Source organism: Shinella sp. M27 (genome assembly GCF_049199905.1).
Taxonomy (GTDB): Bacteria; Pseudomonadota; Alphaproteobacteria; order Rhizobiales; family Rhizobiaceae; genus Shinella.
This window is the reverse complement of record NZ_JBLZPK010000046.1, coordinates 70,163-88,984: the sequence shown is the minus strand read 5'-3', so window position 1 is coordinate 88,984 and position 18,822 is coordinate 70,163. Positions and strand designations below refer to the sequence as shown.

The following is an 18,822-nucleotide window of genomic DNA, read 5'->3' as shown; positions in this document are numbered from 1 at the left end:
TCCTTCAGTCGATGCGGGTGGCCAAATCAGCCATCAGAGTATCCCACGCCTCGATTGCCGGGTCGAGCGCCGTCGCCAGCGGATCGAATTTCCGGCGCGTCACGGCGCGGGCGAGCTGGAACTGCACCGACTTCGCCGTTTCCGAGATTTTGCGCGCGGCGTCGCCGCCCTCAAGACCGAGCCAGTCGAGATGGCTGCCGGCCAGCTCGAAATTGGCGCCGAGCTGGCGCAGCGTGTTGAAGGCGTATTTGTGGAAGAAGCCGAAAGGACGATCCGCCACCGCCTCGACCTGCTTCGGAAACACCTTCGCAAAGGCCGCGACCGGGTTTTCCAGGGGGCGGCGGGCGAAATGGAAGGCGAGCAGGCGTTTTGCCTCGCGGCGCAGATGCGCTTCGTCACGCCGCTTTTCCGGGAACTTGGCGAATTCCGTATAGGGCAGGAAGGGCAGATCGTCGGGGGCGTCGTTCAGATGAAACAGCCCGTCGAAATCCTCGCCTTCCAGCCGGAAGAAGCCGGCATTGTGGAAGTAGTCGAGTTGCTTGTTCTCAAGGTCCAGCCGGTTGATCGCGACCGTCGTCTTGCCGTGCTCCTGACGGTAAGCGACGCCGCGGGTGTCCGGCATGTAGAAACTGTCCATCTCGATAAGGCAGAGGCGGCCGCGGGCGATCTGGGTCGCGACGTGGCTTTCCACTTTGTCGAAGATGGCGAGCTCCGTCGCGCGGATACCGTAGAGCGTTTCAAGGTCTTCCAGCGGCACCTTGAAGAAGGTGAACTGGTCGCCCTCGAAATCCTGGGTCAGCGAAAAGCCGAGCATGGCCTCCGGCGACGTGCCGAACGCATTCAGCACCTCAATCCAGAGGTCGACGTAACAATTCGTCTCCGGCCACATGCGCTCTGCGTCGTGCAGGGCATGCGGCCGGTAGGTCTCGGGATTGGCCCCGGCGAAGACGGCAGCCATGTCAGTCCTGATATCCCAGGGTCTTGCGGACATCCGCCGGCCACAGCGCGATATCCATGCCGTGGCGGGAAAACAGCGCGAGCGCGATGCGCTCCAGGCCGAAGCCGACGCAGGCGGTGTGCGCGACATCGCCGTTTTCGAGGTTCAGGCCCCACTTCGCGCCAAAAGCGTCCTGGTGGTAGTTGAAGCTCATGCAGGCCGTCGGCTTGGCGGCCGAGGTGACGGGGATCAGAAGCTCGAACTTCAAGTTCTGGTCGCGCTGGTTGTTGGCCATCATGCGGCCGGCGCGACCGAAGAACGGGTCGTTCGCCACGTCCATCGTCACGTCGAGGCCGACCTTGGCCATCATTTCGAGGCCACGATCCATCCAGGTCTGGCGGAACTCGGTCACATGCTCCTGCGTGCCCATGCAGACATATTCGCGCATGCGGAACAGCTGCTGACGAGCCGGGTCGTTCGACGGCTCGTGGCGGAAGCAGTAGGACTGCAGATCGTAGAGGCCGCCCTTGGCCGGCAGGCGGCCGCGCTTGGCGATCGTCGGGTAGAGCGGATAGCAGGCGGCCGGCGTCAGCACGATGTCGGTCGCTTTCTGGTCTTTCGTCCAGTCGCCGCCGACTTCCATGCATTGCAGCAGGCTCATATGGTCGAGGTCGCCGCCGCAGAAGCTGTGCACGGTGCCGGCGAGCTGCGGGAAGCTCTTCATGTAGCCTGATGTTTCGAAATGTGCGCGGTTCATGCCGGGCGGGAAGCGCATGGCTTCCGCACCATCGGCGCCGCCGAAGGCATCGATCAGCCGCTCGAAGCGGGCGATCACATCCTCGAAGGCGCCCGAGCGGCCATAAAGGCCTTCGACGCCGGTATCGATGAGAAGGCCCGAATCGAAGAGCCGGTCGAGAAGCGAAGTCTGCATATCCATGGTGTCACCCGATCAGGCTGGTGTCCTGCTTGTGAACAAGCAGGAGGTTGGACGTGTTGCCGAGGATGCGGTCGTTGGAGATCATCAGCTGGGCGGAATGCGCATCGCGCAGGTGCCGGCCGAGGCTGAACGGCGTGCCGTTCTTGTAGCCCATGATGCCGACGATCAGCATGGCCTGGTTGATGATGGCGAGAATCGTTTCCGAAGACGCGATCTTGACGTTGTTCATCGCAACCGCGAAGCCCATCGAGGAGAGCCGGTCCGGATCCGCCTTGGCCGCTTCATATTCGCGAAGCCCGGCGATCGTGTTGGACTTGACGAGCTGCAGCAGGTTGGAGGCTTCGGCGAGACGCAGCGCGCCGGGCGGTGTCTGGCCGGGGCTCTTGCGGGCCGCGGCGCGGACGAAAGCCTGGGCGCGGGCGACCGCGTTGACGGCGATGCCGTACCAGACCGCGCTCCACAGCAGGTGCGAGGTGGCGAGCATCGACTGCGCGGCGATCTCGGCGAAGGGTTTTGGCAGGATCTGTTCCTTCGGCGCCTCGCCCTTGAACAGCCAGCCGTCCGAGCAGGTGCCGCGCATGCCGAGCGTATCCCAGACATGGGTCTGCTCCAGCGTGTACTGATCCCTGGTGAAGACGGTCATGACCTGGTCGGTCGAGGCAGCGTCGGCGTGCGCCCGCGAGGTGATGAGGATCGCATCGGCGTGGGCGCCGTAGGAAATGACGGTGGCGTCCTTCGTCAGGCGGCAGGTGTCGCCGTCGATCTCGATGGCGCAGATGCTGTTGCGCAGGTTGCCGCCGATGCCGCCTTCGGTCGTCGCCGAAGCGAGGAGCAGCTGTTCGTCGGAGACGCGGCGCATGAAGCCGGAATGCCAGGCATCACCGGCGCCGTGCGAGACGAGGCTCGACAGCTTGATATGGTGCATGGCGAAGACCATGGCGGCCGCCGAGCAACTCTGGCCGAGCAGCGAGCAGACTTCCGCGATCTGCGAAACGGAGGTATCCTCGCCGCCGAGGGCGGCGGGGATCTGGATGGACAACAGCCGTTCGGCGATCATCGCGTCGACGGCTTCCCGCGGGAAGCGGCCCTTGACGTCCACATCGTCGGCATGCGCTGCGGCCACGGCGGAAACGCGCTCGGCGCGTTCCGCAAGGCTCGAACCGACGGTGAGGGTCATTCGGCGGCCTCCGCATTGCCGACGAGGCTCGAAACCGCACGGGTGATCGCGTCCACGCTCTGGAAGGATTTGCGGTTGAGCAGGTTGTCGGGGAATTCGACGTCAAAGGCTTCCTCGATGCCGAGCATCACCTGCACGGAGGCGAAAGAGGACAGGCCTGCCGCATAGAGATCGACATCGTCGGCGAGCGTCTCGACCGGAACCGGGAGGCCGCCATGTTTGCCCAGGATATCACGGATCTTCTGCTTCATGTTCTTCTCCATCGGTTTCTTGGCCGGCCGGTGGGCTGGCTCGCGGCTTATTCTTCGGAAAAGACATAACCGACGGTTGATAAGATCGGCTGAAGGGACATGGATAAGATTTTGTGAAGCGGAAAAGCGGGGCGGATCAGCCTGAAACTGTCCCTTTCCAGACTTTGTGAAGAAAGGCCGAAGAGCGCTGATTCTTCAACGGGTTCGGCGCGGCGTCCCCTGTATCGTCATGGCACGCGCGGGCGTCGTTGGCATTCCGTTAGCCATACTCTGAAAGCGTGTGGGAAAGCCGGTGTTGAGGCTTGAAAAATCAGCTCAGGGAAGGGAGGGGCAGGCGCCGGGTTTTGCGGGCAGGCCGCCGCCGGCGATGAGGGCGGCGAGCTGCGGCCGGTCGCCGTCGGCGGTCGGCTGGATATTGAGCGCTTCCGTTGCCGGCCACCAGTCGCCGCCGGCCCAATAGGTCCAGCCGGTCCAGACGGACTGTTCCTTGTTGACGAGTGCCGTCATGCGGGCCAAGCCGTCGAGGCAGGCCTTGTCGGCGGATCCGCCGAACTCGCCGAGGAAGCCGCGCTTGCCGTTGCGCTTCAGCCAGTCGGTGAACCCTTCAAGGGCCTTCACCGCATCGTCGGGGCGCGCGCAGGTTTCCGCGGTGCCGGAAAAATCGCCGTCGAGATACTGGTGCACCTCGTAGGCATGGTTGTCGGCGGGATCCTTGATGCCGAGCATGACGGTGCCGTTGGCGCCGCCATCGCGCTCCGCCTCCCAGCTGTGCGCCCCGGTCCAGATCGTGCCGGGCACCAGCACGAGGTTTTTTGCGCCCGTCGCGCGGATGGCGGCGATGGCGGCATTGGCGGAGGCGAGCCATTGCGTCGCCGTCACGTCATAGGGCTCGTTCATCAGGCCGAACTGCACGCCGGCATCGTTCTTGTAGTCTTCGGCCAGCCGCTTCCAGAAGTCGGCGAAGGCGCTGTCGGGCACCTTGGCCGAGCCGATCTGGTTGTCGCCGTAATAGGCGTAGTTGTGCGGGTCGAGGATGACGGTCTGGCCTGCGGCGCGCAGCGCCTTCACGGTCTCGGAAAGCCGCTTGCGCTCCGCCTTGTCGAAGCCGCGCTTGAGGCGCGGTTGCAGCCGCTCCCACCGGAAGGGCAGGCGCACGGCGTTGAACCCTTTGCCGGCGAAATAGGCGATCGTCTCGGCGGAGGGATAGGCGTAGTCCTTGCCATAGGTACCGCGGCCCTTGCCGAACTCGGCGCCAGCCAGATTGACGCCGCGCAGGCAGGCGGCGCCCGCCTCGGCGGGGATCGCAAGCGAGACCATGGCTGCCACCACCAGTTTCGAGAGTGCCGATGCGCGGCCCGAGGATACCATGCCTGTCTCCGTTCCGGGCTTGGCGCTGCCGGACCTGCGTGAAAACAAAGGGGCCGAACGCGTCATGCGCCGGGACGTTCCGCGAGAAGCCCGTGTGGCGCGCCGTATTTGGTCCCGCCAAGGGTGGCACGATACACGTCTGCGTAGCGATCCGCCACGCGGTCCCAGGAATAGGCTGCCGCCGCGTCCATCGCCGCGCGGCGATAGCCGGCGGGATCGAGCGCCAGCATGGCATGGGCGCCTGCAATGCCGTCGGCGGCCGTGCGCGCGTCGGCAAAATCGCAGAGCCGGATTTCCGGATGGCTGGCGGCGAGGTCCGTATAGGCGACGTTCGGGTGCAGCACCGGCACGAGGCCGGCGCTCATCGCCTCGATGGCGACGAGGCCGAAGCCCTCATATTCGGAGGCCGATGCGAAGAGCGAGGTATCGCCGATCAGCCCGCGCACAGCCTCGTTGGGAAGGCCGATATGCACGGTGACATTGGCGTCGAGGCTGCGGGCGCGCACCATGCCGGCCAGATCGTCGGCGGAATGGTCGCCGGGCACGCCGGCAATGTCGAGATGCCAGGCCGGGTCGGCGGCGGCGAGCGGCACCATGGCGTCCATCAGCCGGTCGAGGCGTTTGTTGACGGAGAAGCGGCCGACGGTGATCAGTCGGCGGCGGGCATCGCGGGCGCCGGCATCGCCGAACTTTTGGGTATCAGCGCCGTTGTCGATGCGCACGACACGGCTGCCGGCAATCGCCTGGAAAGTGCGGGTATCCTGCGCGCTGCAGCCGATGATGCGGCGATAGGCGAGTGCCGAAAGGCGCGTCGTCGTGTTGAACCAGACGGTCTTCAGGCGGGAGAATTTCGCCGTGTGGAAGAAGCCGCCATGGGTGGTGGCGATCATCGGCTTGCGGTGGGCCAGCCAGCCCCAGGCGAGCGCGTCGTAGAAGAAATCGATCGCATGCACATGCACGATCGCAGCGTCCGAGAGGTGGCGGAAGACCTGCGGGGCGATCGGGTAGCGCGTGCTGCCGGAATAGGGGATGCGCACGACCTCGACGCCATCGATGATCTCGCGCGTCGGCAAGGTCTTGTCGGGGGCGGAAAACAGCCGGTCGAGCGTGACCACGCGCACGCGAAAACCGCGCGACAGAAGCTGGCGCGACAGCTGCGCTACGACATCCTCCAGCCCGCCACGGTTCGGGATGTACTGGCGCACGACCTGCACGGCCAGCGGCGCTGAAATAGTCGAGGCGGCAAGGGTGGCAGGGCTCATCGCGGTCATCCGTAGCAAGGGATCGAGCGCCGCAGCCGCTCAAGCGACGACGCTGCCGGGCGACACCATCGCGCCCAATCGCGCCGATCAAGGCGCCTGCGATGTTAAGGCCGCGTTAAGCCGCGCGGCCTTCCGCAAACAGGCTTAAGAGATTGCAACCGCCGCGCGTCTGCGTTGAGGTGCCCGGTTCGCTCAGTGCGCCTCGTCCCAGTTCATTGCGGCGCGTGCATCCACCTTCAGCGGCACCTTCATCGAAAGCGCCGGCATGGAGGCGTTTTCCATGACATCGACGATGACGGGGATAGCCTTCTCGACCTCGCCGTCCTCGACCTCGAAGATCAGTTCGTCATGCACCTGAAGCAGCATGCGGGCGGAAAGGCCCGCGGTGGCGAGCGCCGGTTCCATCTTCACCATGGCACGGCGGATGATATCGGCGGCGGAACCCTGGATCGGCGCGTTGATCGAGGCGCGTTCGTTGAAGGCGCGCACCGAGGGGTTGGACGACTTGATCTCGGGGTAATGCGCGCGGCGGCCGAAGATGGTTTCGACATAGCCATGCTCGCGGGCGAAGGCCTTGGTCGAATCCATGTAGTCTTTAATGCCGGGGAAGCGCTCGAAATACTTCTTGATGTAGTCGCTCGCTTCCGACCGCTCGATCGACAGTTGATTGGCGAGGCCGAAGGCGGAGATACCGTAGATGATGCCGAAATTGATCGCCTTGGCGCGGCGGCGGACTTCAGACGGCATGCCCTCGACGGGCACGCCGAACATTTCGGACGCCGTCATGGCGTGGATATCGACGCCATCGGCAAAGGCCTGTTTCAGCTGCGGGATTTCGGCGACATGGGCGAGCACGCGCAGCTCGATCTGGCTGTAGTCGGCCGAAACCAGCTTGTTGCCCGGCGTCGAGATGAAGGCCGTGCGGATCTTGCGGCCTTCCGCCGTGCGGACCGGAATGTTCTGCAAATTCGGATCGGACGACGACAGACGGCCTGTCGTGGTCGAGGCGAGCGCATAGGACGTGTGCACGCGCTTGGTGTCGGGATGGACGAAGCCGGGCAGGGCGTCGGTATAGGTGGATTTCAGCTTGGTGAGCTGGCGCCAGTCGACGATCTTGCGCGGCAGCGGAATGCCCTGGGCGGCCAGATCCTCCAGCACCTGCGCGGAGGTCGACCACTGGCCGGTCTTCGTCTTGGAGGCGCCGGGCAGGCCCATCTTGCCGAACAGAATGTCGCCGAGCTGTTTCGGCGAGCCGATGTTGAAGCGCTCGCCGGCCAGCTCGTAGATTTCCTCCTCGTAGCCGGCCGCACCCTGCGCGAGTTCGCCCGACAGTCGGGACAGGACCTGCCGGTCGATGGTGATGCCGCGCTCTTCCATGCGCGCCAGAACAGGTACCAGCGGACGTTCCAGCCGTTCATAGACGGTCGTCATGCGCTCTGCGGCGAGGCGGGGCTTGAGGACGTGCCAGAGGCGCAGCGTTACGTCGGCGTCCTCGGCGGCATAGGCCGTGGCGCGGGATATATCGACCATGTCGAAGGTCTGCGCGCCCTTGCCGGAACCGGCGACGTCCTTGTAGGCGATCGGCTTGTGGCCGAGCCAGCGTTCGGACAGTGTATCCATGCCGTGGGTGCCGGCACCGGCATCCAGCGCATAGGACATCAGCATTGTGTCGTCGAAACTCTGCACGGTGATGCCGTGGCGGCGCATGACGAGATAATCGTATTTGAGGTTCTGCGCGACCTTGAGGACCGACGGATCCTCCAGCAGTCTCTTCAGGCGCTCCAGTGCGGCACGGATCGGGATCTGCCCCTCGGCAAGCCCGCCGCCCAGGAGATCGCCGACACCGGTCTTGTGGTTGAGCGGCACATAGCAGGCGCGGATTTTCACGCCCGTCGGGTCCTTGGCATTGTCGGCGATGGCGAGCGAGAAGCCGCAGAGCTCGGCCTGCATGGCATCGAGCGAGGTCGTCTCGGTGTCGAAGGCGACGAGGCCGGTGTCGCGCGCGCTCGCAATCCAGCGGTCGAGGGCGGCGAGATCGCGCACCGTCTCATAGGTGGAATGGTCGATGGGGGCGGCGGAAAAACGCTCGGCGCGCGATCCGGCGAGCGAGGCGGGTGTCGCGCCATTCGCGCCGGCGGTCGGCAGCAGCGTCGCAGCCGCCTGTGCCGCCGTCTCGTTGCCGTCGAGCACGAGCGCGGGGCCGGCGACATCGCCCTTGTCGAGATCCGGGCCATGCGCTTCCGCACCCCATTCGACAGGCACATTTGCCGCGTCGATGGCAGCGGCGTCGCAGGCGCAGTCCTCGGCGACACGGCGCGTCAGCGTGGTGAATTCCATGGCCTTCAGGAAGGCGATGAGTCTGGGGCCGTCCTGCGGATGCAGGATCAGCTCGTCCAGCGTCGTGTCGAGCGGCGTGTCGGTCTTCAGCGTGACGAGCTGGCGCGAGAGCAGCACGAGCTCGCGGTTGGCGATGATGTTCTCGCGGCGCTTGACCTGCTTGATCTCCTCGGCGCGAGCGAGAAGCGTGTCGAGATCGCCATATTCTTCCAGAAGCTGGGCGGCGGTCTTCGGGCCGATGCCCGGTACGCCGGGCACGTTGTCGGTCGAATCGCCGGTCAGCGATTGCAGGTCGATCATCTTTTCCGGCGGCACGCCCCATTTCTCGATCACTTCGGGAATGGAGATCTGCTTGTCCTTCATGCCGTCATACATCGAGACCTTGTCGGTCACGAGTTGCATCAGGTCCTTGTCGGAGGAGACGATGGTGACATCGGCGCCGTCGGCCTCGGCAAGCCGGGCATAGGTGGCGATCAGGTCGTCGGCTTCAAAACCTTCCTTCTCGATGCAGGGCAGGTTGAAGGCGCGCGTCGCATGGCGGATCAGGCCGAACTGCGGGATCAGGTCTTCCGGCGGTGCTGACCGGTTCGCCTTGTACTGGTCGTAGAGTTCGTTGCGGAAGGTCTTAGAGGAATAGTCGAAGATGACGGCGAAATGCGTCGGTGTGACCCCTACATCGGTATTGCGCGCATCCTTGAGCAGTTTCCACAGCATGTTGCAGAAACCCGAGACGGCATTGACCGGCAAACCGTCGGATTTGCGGTTGAGCGGCGGGATGGCGTGGAAGGCGCGGAAGATGAAGCCGGAGCCGTCGACGAGGAAGAGATGATCACCTTTTTTCATGGGGTGAATGGATAGCGCGGGCTTCCTTCCGCGTCCATCGTTCATTGCGGCCGGGGAGGGCTTTCAAGGCTCTCGAAAGCCTCACACGAACGTTACCAATTTGTAATTCTGGCGGCGCCTCTTATCCCTTGAAAAGCCACATTCGGACCCACAAATATCTCTCATCGGCACCTGATCAAGCCGCTGTCTGGCATCACGGCCTGTCCCCCGCCGCGCCAGACAAGGACAAAGGCCTCATCCCCCTCTCCGGGCCTTTGTCCATCTTTCGTGAGAAGCCGCCGCGACAAGCCTCCTGTCGTCGGCGGCTTCTCCTTTTGGGGTGGTTGCACCCCGTTTGGGATGATTGCATTGCCTGCGATCCATCATTGCCAGTTGTCGAAAACCGGCATAGCCTCCGCCCATGGATTTTGACCGGAAGGACTCGGCCGCCTACCTCGCCAATCTCCTGGCGAAGGGAGCCTCCCGCGCGCTGCAGGCACGGGCGGATGGCAGCGGCTTGGCGCCAGGCCAGTTCCCGGTCCTGCTGGAGCTGTGGAGCGGCGACGGTCTCACCCAGCGCGAACTTCTCGACAGGCTCGACATCGAACAGGCGACCATGGCCAACACGCTGGCGCGCATGGAGCGCGACGGGCTGATCTCGCGGAAGAAACACCCCAAGGACAAGCGCGCGCAGCTCGTCTATCTCACGACGCGCGGCAAGGCATTGCGCGAGACGGCGATGGCGGCGGCCTCGGAAACCGAAGATGCTCTGTTTCGGGGCTTCAGGCGCTTCGAGCGCGAACTGCTGCTCGAATATATGCGCATGGTGCTGGCCAATCTCGGCCGCGATCCCCGGCTCCAGGACTGAGCGTTGATCAGGCCTGACGTCGCACAACCGTCATACGATTTGCCCTCCCCGACACGATCGGTCTAATGTCGCGCCGAACGTCATTTGATTTGCGCGTGGTGTCCTCGCAAGGCCTGCCAAACGGCTTTGTGCACCATGTTTTAGGGAATTCGCCATGACCAACATCCTGCCCGTCCTCGATCGCGCCAGCGCCGACATTCCAGCGAGCCTCGAACGCCTGTTCGAGCTGGTGCGCATCAAGTCCATCTCCACCGATCCGGCCTTCAAGCCGGAATGCCGCCGGGCAGCCGAATGGCTGGTCACGGAACTGCGCTCGCTCGGTTTCGATGCGACGGTGCGTGACACGCCCGGCCACCCGATGGTGGTGGCCCATCACGATGGCGCCAGGCCCGATGCGCCGCATGTCCTGTTCTACGGCCATTACGACGTCCAGCCGGTCGATCCCCTGAACCTCTGGGACCACGATCCCTTCGAGCCGGCCGTGCGCGATGCCGGCGAGGGCCGCCGCATCATCACCGGTCGCGGCACCTCCGACGACAAGGGCCAACTCTTGACCTTCGTCGAAGCCTGCCGCGCCTACAAGGAAACCGTGGGCTCGCTACCCTGCCGCGTCTCCATCCTGTTCGAAGGCGAGGAGGAATCTGGCTCGCCGTCGCTGAAGCCTTTCCTCGAGGCCAATGCCGCCGAGCTGACCGCTGATTTCGCGCTGGTCTGCGATACCAGCATGTGGGATGCCGATACGCCGGCGATTTCGGCGGGACTGCGCGGTCTCGTCGGCGAGGAGGTCGTCATCAAGGCGGCTGATCGCGACCTGCATTCCGGCTATTTCGGCGGTGCCGCCGCCAACCCGATCCATATCCTCTCGACCATTCTCGCCGGCCTGCACGACGAGAGCGGCCGCGTGACACTCGACGGCTTCTACGAGGGCGTCGAGGAAACCCCGACGCAGATCAAGGCGGCCTGGGAAACGCTGGGCAGGACGGCGGAGGGCTTCCTCGGCGAGATCGGCCTTTCGATCCCTTCGGGTGAAAAGGGCCGTTCAGTACTGGAACTCACCTGGGCGCGCCCGACGGCGGAAGTGAACGGCATTACCGGCGGCTATACCGGCGAGGGCTTCAAGACGGTCATCGCCGCCGAAGCCTCGGCAAAGGTCTCCTTCCGCCTCGTCGGCAAACAGGATCCGGCAAAGATCCGCGACGCCTTCCGTGCCTATGTGCGTGCAAAAATCCCGGCGGATTGCTCGGTGACGTTCCACGCGCATGGCGGCTCGCCGGCCATCCAGCTGCCTTATGATTCGGCGCTGCTGTCCAAGGCGAAGTCGGCTTTGTCCGACGAGTGGCCGAAGCCGGCCGTCGTCATCGGCATGGGCGGCTCCATCCCGATCGTTGGCGATTTCCAGAAGATGCTGGGTATGGAATCCCTGCTCGTCGGCTTCGCGCTTTCGGATGACCGTATCCATTCGCCGAACGAGAAATACGAACTGCGCTCCTTCGAGAAGGGCATCCGCTCCTGGGTGCGCATTCTCTCCGCGCTCGCGGCGCGCTGACCAAGATGTGATGACGATTTGGGCCAGCGTTAACCCGATGAAACGGAAATGCTGGTCCACTGACCGAACAAAGGGCCGCGTCGCCGAAGGGCGAATGACAGGACCGGACGGTGGGGACAACGAGATGGCTTTTTACGGGGCGAATGCAGGAAAGTCTTGCTGCCCCGGCGGTGGGACGCCGGGCATGCGGGGGAAGGCAGGATGAAGCGGTTGAAGAAATTCTTCTGGCCGTTGATCAGCACTGCTGCCATCATTCTGTCGATCTATATCCTCTACAAGGACCTTCGGGGCCTGTCGCTCGACGAGTTCATGGCGAGCATCCACGCCATTCCGGTTTCGGGCTGGCTGCTGGCCTGCTGCGCGACGCTCGTCGCCTATGCGGCGCTGGCGGCCTATGACCATCTGGCGCTGGAGCATCTCGGCCACCGCATCTCGTTGTGGTTTATCACCATCACCTCCTTCACCACCTATGCGCTCTCGCACAATATCGGCGCCTCGGTCTTTTCCGGTGCGCTGGTGCGCTACCGGGCCTATACGTCGAAGGGGCTGACGGCTTCGGAGGTCGGTGTTCTCGTCGCCTTCTGCTCGTTCACCTTCGCGCTCGGGACGGTGATGCTGTTCGGGCTTGTGCTGGTGCTTGAGCCGGAAATCGTCGCACGCTTTTCCCATGTCTTGCCGATCGAGGCGGCCTTTTCGACCGGCATTTTCATCCTGGCGCTGGTCGCGCTCTATGTGATCGGCAGCCTTGTCGGCTTCCGGCCGATCAACACGCGCTGGCTGAAGCTCGAATATCCCAAACCCTCGCTGGTCTTCCGCCAGCTTTTCATCGCGCCCATCGAACTGATCGGCGCGGCCGCGATCATCTATTTCGTGCTGCCGGCAGAGGGTAATCCCGGCTTCTTCGTTGTGCTCGGCATCTTCCTCGCCTCCTTCTCGGTTGCCCTGCTGTCACATGCGCCCGGCGGCATCGGCGTTCTGGAACTGGTCTTCATCGCAGGTCTGCCGGATATCGATCCGGCGACGGTTCTGGCGGCCCTTGCAGTCTTCCGGCTGTTCTACCTCATCATTCCGTTCATCATGGCGCTGGTGGTCATTCTGATCTACGAGCGCCAGCGTTTCCTCGCGCGGCTCGGCAGCGGCGAAGACTGATACAACGGATAGTTTTGGTTCATCCCTGGTTCAGTCGAATTCTTTCATGGTGTGATCCGTCTAGTGCACTGTAAAACAGTGATATCAAGGGAGATCGACATGAAGACAACGATCAAGAGCGGCTTTGCCGCTGCCATGGCCGTCGCCATGTTCGCCACGACCTTCGTCTCGGCACCGGCCATCGCCATGCCGCTGGCCAAGGTCGGCGCATCGCAGACGAGCGATGTCGAACAGGTGCAGTATCGCGAACGCCGCGGCTGGCATGGCGGTCATCGCGGCTACCGGTACCATCGCAATGGCTATCGCCGCCATTCGGATGGCTGGTGGTACCCGCTGGCTGCCTTCGGTGCCGGTGCGATCATCGGCGGGGCGATCGCCAATGACAGCTATGCCGAGCCGCGTTACGAGGGCATCAACCCGCGCCACACCGAATGGTGCTATTCGCGCTACCGGTCCTACCGGGCTTACGACAACACGTTCCAGCCCAACTATGGCGGCCGCCGCCAGTGCTACTCGCCTTACTACTAAGGTTTTCAGACGGGCGGCCTTTGGGCCGCCCGATCTCTTTGGATTGGTCGCAATTCCGGATGCAAAACCGCTTTACACATTTGCTGGAATTGCTCTGGGGACTTACTGGAACAGCCTCAAGACGCCTTCTGCATTGGTGTTGGCGATCTGAAGCGTCTGTATGCCCAGCTGCTGCTGGGTTTCCAGGGCCTTGAGCCGGGTCGATTCCTCGTTCATGTCGGCATCGACGAGCCGGCCGATGCCTTGTCCGATGGCGTCGCTCAGATGCTCCAAGAAGGCCGAGGACAGCGAGATTCGGCTCTCCAGTGCGCCGAACATCGAGGCGACCTTCGCCATGCGCTCGGTCATCAGATCGACGACCACGGTCATCTCTCCCAGTTCCTCGCGCGTCGTCTCCGGCGTCAGCGTGATTTCCGGATGGCCGCCATGGTTGGCGCCGCTGATCAGCACCCAGTCCTGGCTGTAGCCCTGCATGGTGGCAAAGCCGGAATTGGTGATGATGCCGTCGCAGCCGCCATCCGAGACGAGGTAGAAGACCTGGTCCGTGTCGAAGGTGGCGGTCATGTCGAACTTGATATTGGTGATCGAGACCCCGCCGGCTTCGTTGCGCACGAAGGAGGCGGGCAGCGATTTCACACCGTTCTGCATCGGGTCGGCCGGATCCGTCATATGCAGCCAGTTCTGGCCGGCAAACGAGGCCGAGGAGGCGATCGACCGCAGCTGGTCCTTCAGCTGGTCGAGTTCGGTGTTGATCTTCACCTTGTCGACGCCGTCCTCATGGGCGGCCACGAGCTTGGCCTTGACCTGGTGCATCACCTCGATGGCTGAGGACATGCCGGCATAGGCGGTGTTGACGATGCTTTCGCTGATGCCGAGCGCATCGGAAACCGCATCCAGCGCCATGCTGTCGGAGCGCATGGTGGTCGCGACGGCCCAATAGGCGGCATTGTCATCGGCAGTCTGCACGCGAAGGCCGCTGGAAACACGGCCCTGCGCGTCCATCATGCTGGAATTGAGCGCACGAAGGGTCTGGAGCGCGGAAATCGCGCCCGCATTCGTCAGGATGCTGGTCATATTAAATCATTCAAAAAGGGGATTGTGCCCATCATGGGCCGGGAAGGTCGTGCCGAGTAAGCGGGATTATGGTTAACGAAATCTGAAACACCCAATTTTTACCAAATATCTCAATGGATTAGAGATGTCTTGAGTGTGTTTTTCTGAAATGTCCGCTCTTTCGCGGCGGGCGAAGGACCGGTGGAAAGCGTGAAAGCCGGGATGCGGCGTTTGCCATTCCTTAACCACCCCTTAAATCGCCGCATTTAAGGTTCAGGGACCGCAACGTTTTCAAGGGTATATCCGACCGTTCATGGCAGCCAATCGCAAATCCCAGCGCATCGAGCCCTCGTTCCAGGCATCGGGGGGCCGAGACGACGACGAATTTCATGTCGGCGCCGGTGATCGCGTGGCAGGGGGCGGCGGGCGCAAGCCGCGCGGCAAGGTGCAGAAGGCTGAGAAGCCCCAGCGCGGCGCAAGCCGCAGGCGCGGCGGCTCGGGTGGCGGTGGCGGCCTTTTCGGTCTCGTGCGCCGGCTCATCTATTGGTGTGTCGTGCTCGGCATCTGGGGCGCCATCGGCGTCGGCGGACTGGTGCTCTATTACGGCGCGCGCATGCCGAGCGCCACGAGCTGGTCGATACCCGATCGTCCACCGAACATCAAGATCCTCGCCGTCAGCGGCGATACGATCGCCAATCGCGGCCTGACGGGCGGCGAGGCGCTGTCGCTCGAAAACATGTCGCCCTATATTCCGCAGGCCGTCATCGCCATCGAGGACCGCCGGTTCTATTCGCATTTCGGCATCGACCCGCTCGGTTTGGCCCGCGCCATGCTGACCAACATCACCACCGGCCGCATGGTGCAGGGCGGCTCCACGCTGACGCAGCAGCTGGCGAAGAACATGTTCCTCTCGCCGGATCGCACACTGGAACGCAAGGTGCAGGAAGTGCTGCTCGCGCTCTGGCTGGAGCACAAATACTCCAAGGACCAGATCCTTGCGATGTATCTGAACCGCGTATTCTTTGGTTCGAATTCCTACGGCGTCGAGGCCGCCTCGCGGCGCTACTTCAACAAGTCGGCGCGCGACGTGAACCTCGGCGAGGCCGCCCTTCTCGCCGGTCTCCTGAAGGCGCCGTCGCGCCTGTCCCCGGCGCGCGACCCGGACGCCGCCGAAGCCCGTGCGCAGGTGGTGCTCGGTGCGATGCGCGAAGAGGGTTTCGTCACCGAAAACGAGATCAAGACCGCCATGTCCCAGACGCCGGCGCGGGCGAAAAGCTACTGGTCGGGCGCGCAGCATTATGCCGCCGACATGGTCATGGCCCAGCTTCCCGGCATGATCGGCGACATCAAGGAAGACCTCGTCATCGACACGACGATCGACCTCGATCTCGAAAAGAAGGCTGACGAGGCGATCACCGCCGTCATGGACAAGGAAGGCGCCAAGCTGAACGCCTCACAGGCCGCCCTCGTCTCGATCGACGGCACAGGCGCGATCCGCGCGCTGGTCGGCGGGCGCGACTATGCGGAAAGCCAGTTCGACCGCGCCTCCAAGGCCAAACGCCAGCCGGGCTCTGCCTTCAAGCCCTTCGTCTATGCGGCGGCATTGGAAGCCGGCCGCTCGCCGCTCTCCATCCGCAACGACGCGCCGGTCCGGATCGGCAAGTGGACGCCGGAAAATTACGACCAGAAATACCGTGGCGAGGTGACGCTGGCCTCCGCGCTCGCCAATTCGCTCAACACCATCGCCGCCCAGCTCGTCATGGAGGTCGGCCCCGACGAGGTGATCAAGCTCGCCCGCCGCCTCGGCATCGAATCGGAGATGCAGTCGAACGCCTCCATCGCGCTCGGCACGTCGGAGGTGACGCTGGTGGAACTCACCTCCGCCTATGCGCCCTTCATGAACGGGGGCTACAAGGCGACGCCGCACATCATCCGCCGTATTTCCACGGCCGACGGCAAGGTGCTCTACGAAAATACCTACGACAACCCGCCGCGCGTGCTGGCGGAAAATATCGTCGCCCAGATGAACGGCATGATGATGCGCGTCATCACCGAGGGCACCGGCAAGAATGCCCGCGTTCCCGGCTGGCCGGTCGCCGGCAAGTCGGGCACGACCCAGTCGTTCCGCGACGCGCTCTTCGTCGGCTATACCAGCAACCTGACGACCGGCGTCTGGTTCGGCAACGACGACGGCAAGTCGATGAAGAAGGTGACGGGCGGCGGGCTGCCGGCAAAGGCCTTCAGCCAGTTCATGATCGCCGCCCACAACGGTCTTTCGCCTTCGCCGCTTTTCGGTACGGCCAATGGCGGCGTCGAGCTGCCGGCAGCCGGCGGCACGGAGCCCGCGCCCGAAGGCGACCAGCTCTTCGACATCATCTCCCGCACGCTCGGCACGGACGAACGGCCCGCCGGAAACGGTCAGGCCGTTGCTGTCGATCAGACCGGCTCGGTCCCGCTCGACGACGGCATGACGCCGCCTGCCGATGTCGGCGAACAGCGCCAGCCGGCCACGCGGCGCACGACCCTTCTCGACGTTCTCCTGGGCGGCTGACGCACTTGCCGGCTTGACGCCTGTGAGGAAGGCCCCCACATTGCCGCCGGGGAACATTCATCCGTCTCGGACATGCTGATTTTGCGCGCTTTGCGGCGCGGCAATGTCTTGCAGTCGTCTGGAGGCATCCTTATATACCCCGCAAAGCTTCGGATCCGTTCGATGCTTTCGCTAAGACCATACCATTAGGGGCTGCCAACAGAATGCCTGAATGGGTTCCGGCAGTTCGCTTGAAGGAGAGAATGACATGGCTAAAGTAATCGGTATCGACCTCGGGACGACCAATTCCTGCGTATCCGTCATGGACGGCAAGGACGCGAAGGTCATTGAAAATGCCGAAGGCGCGCGCACGACCCCTTCGATCGTCGCCTTCAACGATGATGGCGAGCGCCTGACCGGCCAGCCGGCAAAGCGCCAGGCCGTCACCAACCCGGAAAACACCCTGTTCGCCGTGAAGCGCCTCATCGGCCGCCGCTACGACGACAAGCTCGTCGAGAAGGACAAGGGTCTCGTTCCCTACAAGATCGTCAAGGGCGACAACGGCGACGCCTGGGTCCAGGCCCAGGGCACCGGCTATTCTCCCTCGCAGATCTCCGCGATGATCCTTCAGAAGATGAAGGAAACCGCCGAATCCTACCTCGGCGAAAAGGTCACGCAGGCCGTCATCACGGTTCCCGCCTACTTCAACGACGCGCAGCGCCAGGCAACCAAGGATGCCGGCAAGATCGCGGGTCTCGAAGTCCTGCGCATCATCAACGAGCCGACCGCAGCCGCGCTCGCTTACGGCCTCGACAAGAAGGACGGCAAGACCATCGCCGTTTACGACCTTGGCGGCGGCACCTTCGACATCTCGGTTCTCGAAATCGGCGACGGCGTCTTCGAAGTGAAGTCGACCAACGGCGACACCTTCCTCGGCGGTGAAGATTTTGACATGCGCCTGGTCGAGTACCTGGCAGCCGAGTTCAAGAAGGACCAGGGCATCGATCTGAAGAACGACAAGCTCGCTCTGCAGCGCCTCAAGGAAGCTGCTGAAAAGGCCAAGATCGAACTCTCGTCCTCGCAGCAGACCGAAATCAACCTGCCGTTCATCACGGCGGATGCGTCCGGCCCGAAGCACCTGACGATGAAGCTGACCCGCGCCAAGTTCGAGGCTCTGGTCGATGACCTCATCCAGCGCACCGTCGCTCCGTGCAAGGCAGCCCTCAAGGATGCCGGCGTCACGGCGGCCGAGATCGACGAAGTCGTTCTGGTTGGCGGCATGAGCCGCATGCCGAAGGTGCAGGAAGTCGTCAAGCAGCTGTTCGGCAAGGAGCCGCACAAGGGCGTGAACCCGGATGAAGTCGTCGCCATGGGCGCCGCCATCCAGGCCGGCGTTCTGCAGGGCGACGTCAAGGACGTTCTGCTCCTCGACGTGACCCCTCTGTCTCTCGGCATCGAAACGCTGGGCGGCGTCTTCACCCGTCTGATTGAGCGCAACACGACGATCCCGACGAAGAAGTCGCAGACCTTCTCGACCGCCGAAGACAACCAGTCGGCCGTGACCATCCGCGTCTCGCAGGGTGAGCGCGAAATGGCTGCCGACAACAAGCTGCTCGGCCAGTTCGACCTCGTCGGCATTCCGCCGGCTCCGCGCGGCATGCCGCAGATCGAAGTCACCTTCGACATCGACGCCAACGGCATCGTGCAGGTTTCGGCCAAGGACAAGGGCACCGGCAAGGAGCACCAGATCCGCATCCAGGCTTCCGGTGGCCTCTCCGACGCCGACATCGAGAAGATGGTCAAGGATGCCGAAGCCAATGCCGAGAACGACAAGAAGCGCCGTGAGGGCGTCGAGGCGAAGAATCAGGCCGAAAGCCTGATCCACTCCTCGGAAAAGTCGCTCAAGGAATATGGCGACAAGGTTACGGAAGACGACCGCAAGGCCATCGAGGACGCCATCGCCGCCCTCAAGACTGCCGTCGAAGCCTCCGAGCCGGACGCCGAAGACATCAAGGCCAAGACCAACACGCTCATGGAAGTCTCCATGAAGCTCGGTC

General features: G+C 63.6%; 14 protein-coding genes. 6 read left to right on the top strand and 8 right to left on the bottom strand.

All coding sequences use genetic code 11. The annotated features are described in order from the left end of the window. Positions 1-4: 4 nt before the first annotated feature. The 7 genes from ACOZK4_RS18640 to polA all read right to left on the bottom strand — a co-directional run bounded on the left by ACOZK4_RS18640 (position 5) and on the right by polA (position 9,112). Positions 5-958 (bottom strand): DUF1839 family protein, encoded by a 954-nt coding sequence (locus ACOZK4_RS18640; protein WP_421593162.1) that lies wholly within the window; start codon positions 956-958, stop codon positions 5-7. 1 nt (position 959) lies between these two features. After that, a complete protein-coding gene (locus tag ACOZK4_RS18635; protein ID WP_421593161.1) occupies positions 960-1,874 on the bottom strand; it encodes an amino acid--[acyl-carrier-protein] ligase in 915 nt (304 codons plus the stop codon). Between the two features lie 4 nt (positions 1,875-1,878). Further along, a complete protein-coding gene (locus tag ACOZK4_RS18630) occupies positions 1,879-3,051 on the bottom strand; it encodes an acyl-CoA dehydrogenase family protein (RefSeq protein WP_421593160.1) in 1,173 nt (390 codons plus the stop codon). Further along, complete coding sequence (locus ACOZK4_RS18625) at positions 3,048-3,302, bottom strand: acyl carrier protein (RefSeq protein ID WP_421593159.1); 255 nt, start codon at positions 3,300-3,302, stop codon at positions 3,048-3,050. Before ACOZK4_RS18625 ends, ACOZK4_RS18630 begins: the two co-directional genes overlap by 4 nt. 315 nt (positions 3,303-3,617) lie before the next feature. Then, positions 3,618-4,670, bottom strand: coding sequence for a glycoside hydrolase family 5 protein (locus tag ACOZK4_RS18620; RefSeq protein ID WP_421593158.1), 1,053 nt, complete (start codon positions 4,668-4,670; stop codon positions 3,618-3,620). Between the two features lie 62 nt (positions 4,671-4,732). Beyond that, positions 4,733-5,932 carry a glycosyltransferase family 4 protein gene (locus ACOZK4_RS18615; protein ID WP_421593157.1) on the bottom strand — a complete coding sequence of 400 codons (1,200 nt, stop codon included), beginning with the start codon at positions 5,930-5,932 and terminating at the stop codon, positions 4,733-4,735. 192 nt (positions 5,933-6,124) lie between these two features. Beyond that, entirely contained in the window at positions 6,125-9,112 is a 2,988-nt protein-coding gene (polA, locus tag ACOZK4_RS18610; protein ID WP_421593156.1) for a DNA polymerase I, read from the bottom strand. 400 nt (positions 9,113-9,512) lie between these two features. On the opposite strand from polA, the gene ACOZK4_RS18605 reads away from it, so the two are divergent. The 4 genes from ACOZK4_RS18605 (at position 9,513) to ACOZK4_RS18590 (ending at position 13,182) form a co-directional block, all read left to right on the top strand. After that, positions 9,513-9,959, top strand: a complete 447-nt coding sequence (locus ACOZK4_RS18605) for a MarR family winged helix-turn-helix transcriptional regulator (RefSeq protein WP_421593155.1) — start codon at positions 9,513-9,515, stop codon at positions 9,957-9,959. Between the two features lie 154 nt (positions 9,960-10,113). Then, positions 10,114-11,505 carry a M20/M25/M40 family metallo-hydrolase gene (locus ACOZK4_RS18600; protein ID WP_421593154.1) on the top strand — a complete coding sequence of 464 codons (1,392 nt, stop codon included), beginning with the start codon at positions 10,114-10,116 and terminating at the stop codon, positions 11,503-11,505. 201 nt (positions 11,506-11,706) lie between these two features. Next, a complete protein-coding gene (locus ACOZK4_RS18595) occupies positions 11,707-12,654 on the top strand; it encodes a lysylphosphatidylglycerol synthase domain-containing protein (RefSeq protein WP_421593153.1) in 948 nt (315 codons plus the stop codon). 99 nt (positions 12,655-12,753) lie between these two features. Then, positions 12,754-13,182, top strand: a complete 429-nt coding sequence (locus tag ACOZK4_RS18590) for a BA14K family protein (RefSeq protein ID WP_421593152.1) — start codon at positions 12,754-12,756, stop codon at positions 13,180-13,182. Positions 13,183-13,284: 102 nt separating this feature from the next. Here ACOZK4_RS18590 and ACOZK4_RS18585 read toward each other — a convergent pair whose 3' ends face one another. Then, positions 13,285-14,256, bottom strand: a complete 972-nt coding sequence (locus ACOZK4_RS18585) for a flagellin (RefSeq protein WP_313530979.1) — start codon at positions 14,254-14,256, stop codon at positions 13,285-13,287. Positions 14,257-14,548: 292 nt separating this feature from the next. On the opposite strand from ACOZK4_RS18585, the gene ACOZK4_RS18580 reads away from it, so the two are divergent. Together ACOZK4_RS18580 and dnaK are read left to right on the top strand one after the other, a co-directional pair. Then, positions 14,549-16,786: a transglycosylase domain-containing protein gene (locus ACOZK4_RS18580; protein ID WP_421593151.1), complete on the top strand. Its 2,238-nt coding sequence runs from the start codon at positions 14,549-14,551 to the stop codon at positions 16,784-16,786. Positions 16,787-17,033: 247 nt separating this feature from the next. Further along, positions 17,034-18,822: molecular chaperone DnaK (gene dnaK / locus ACOZK4_RS18575; RefSeq protein ID WP_421593150.1), on the top strand; the 1,789-nt coding region annotated here is incomplete at its 3' end.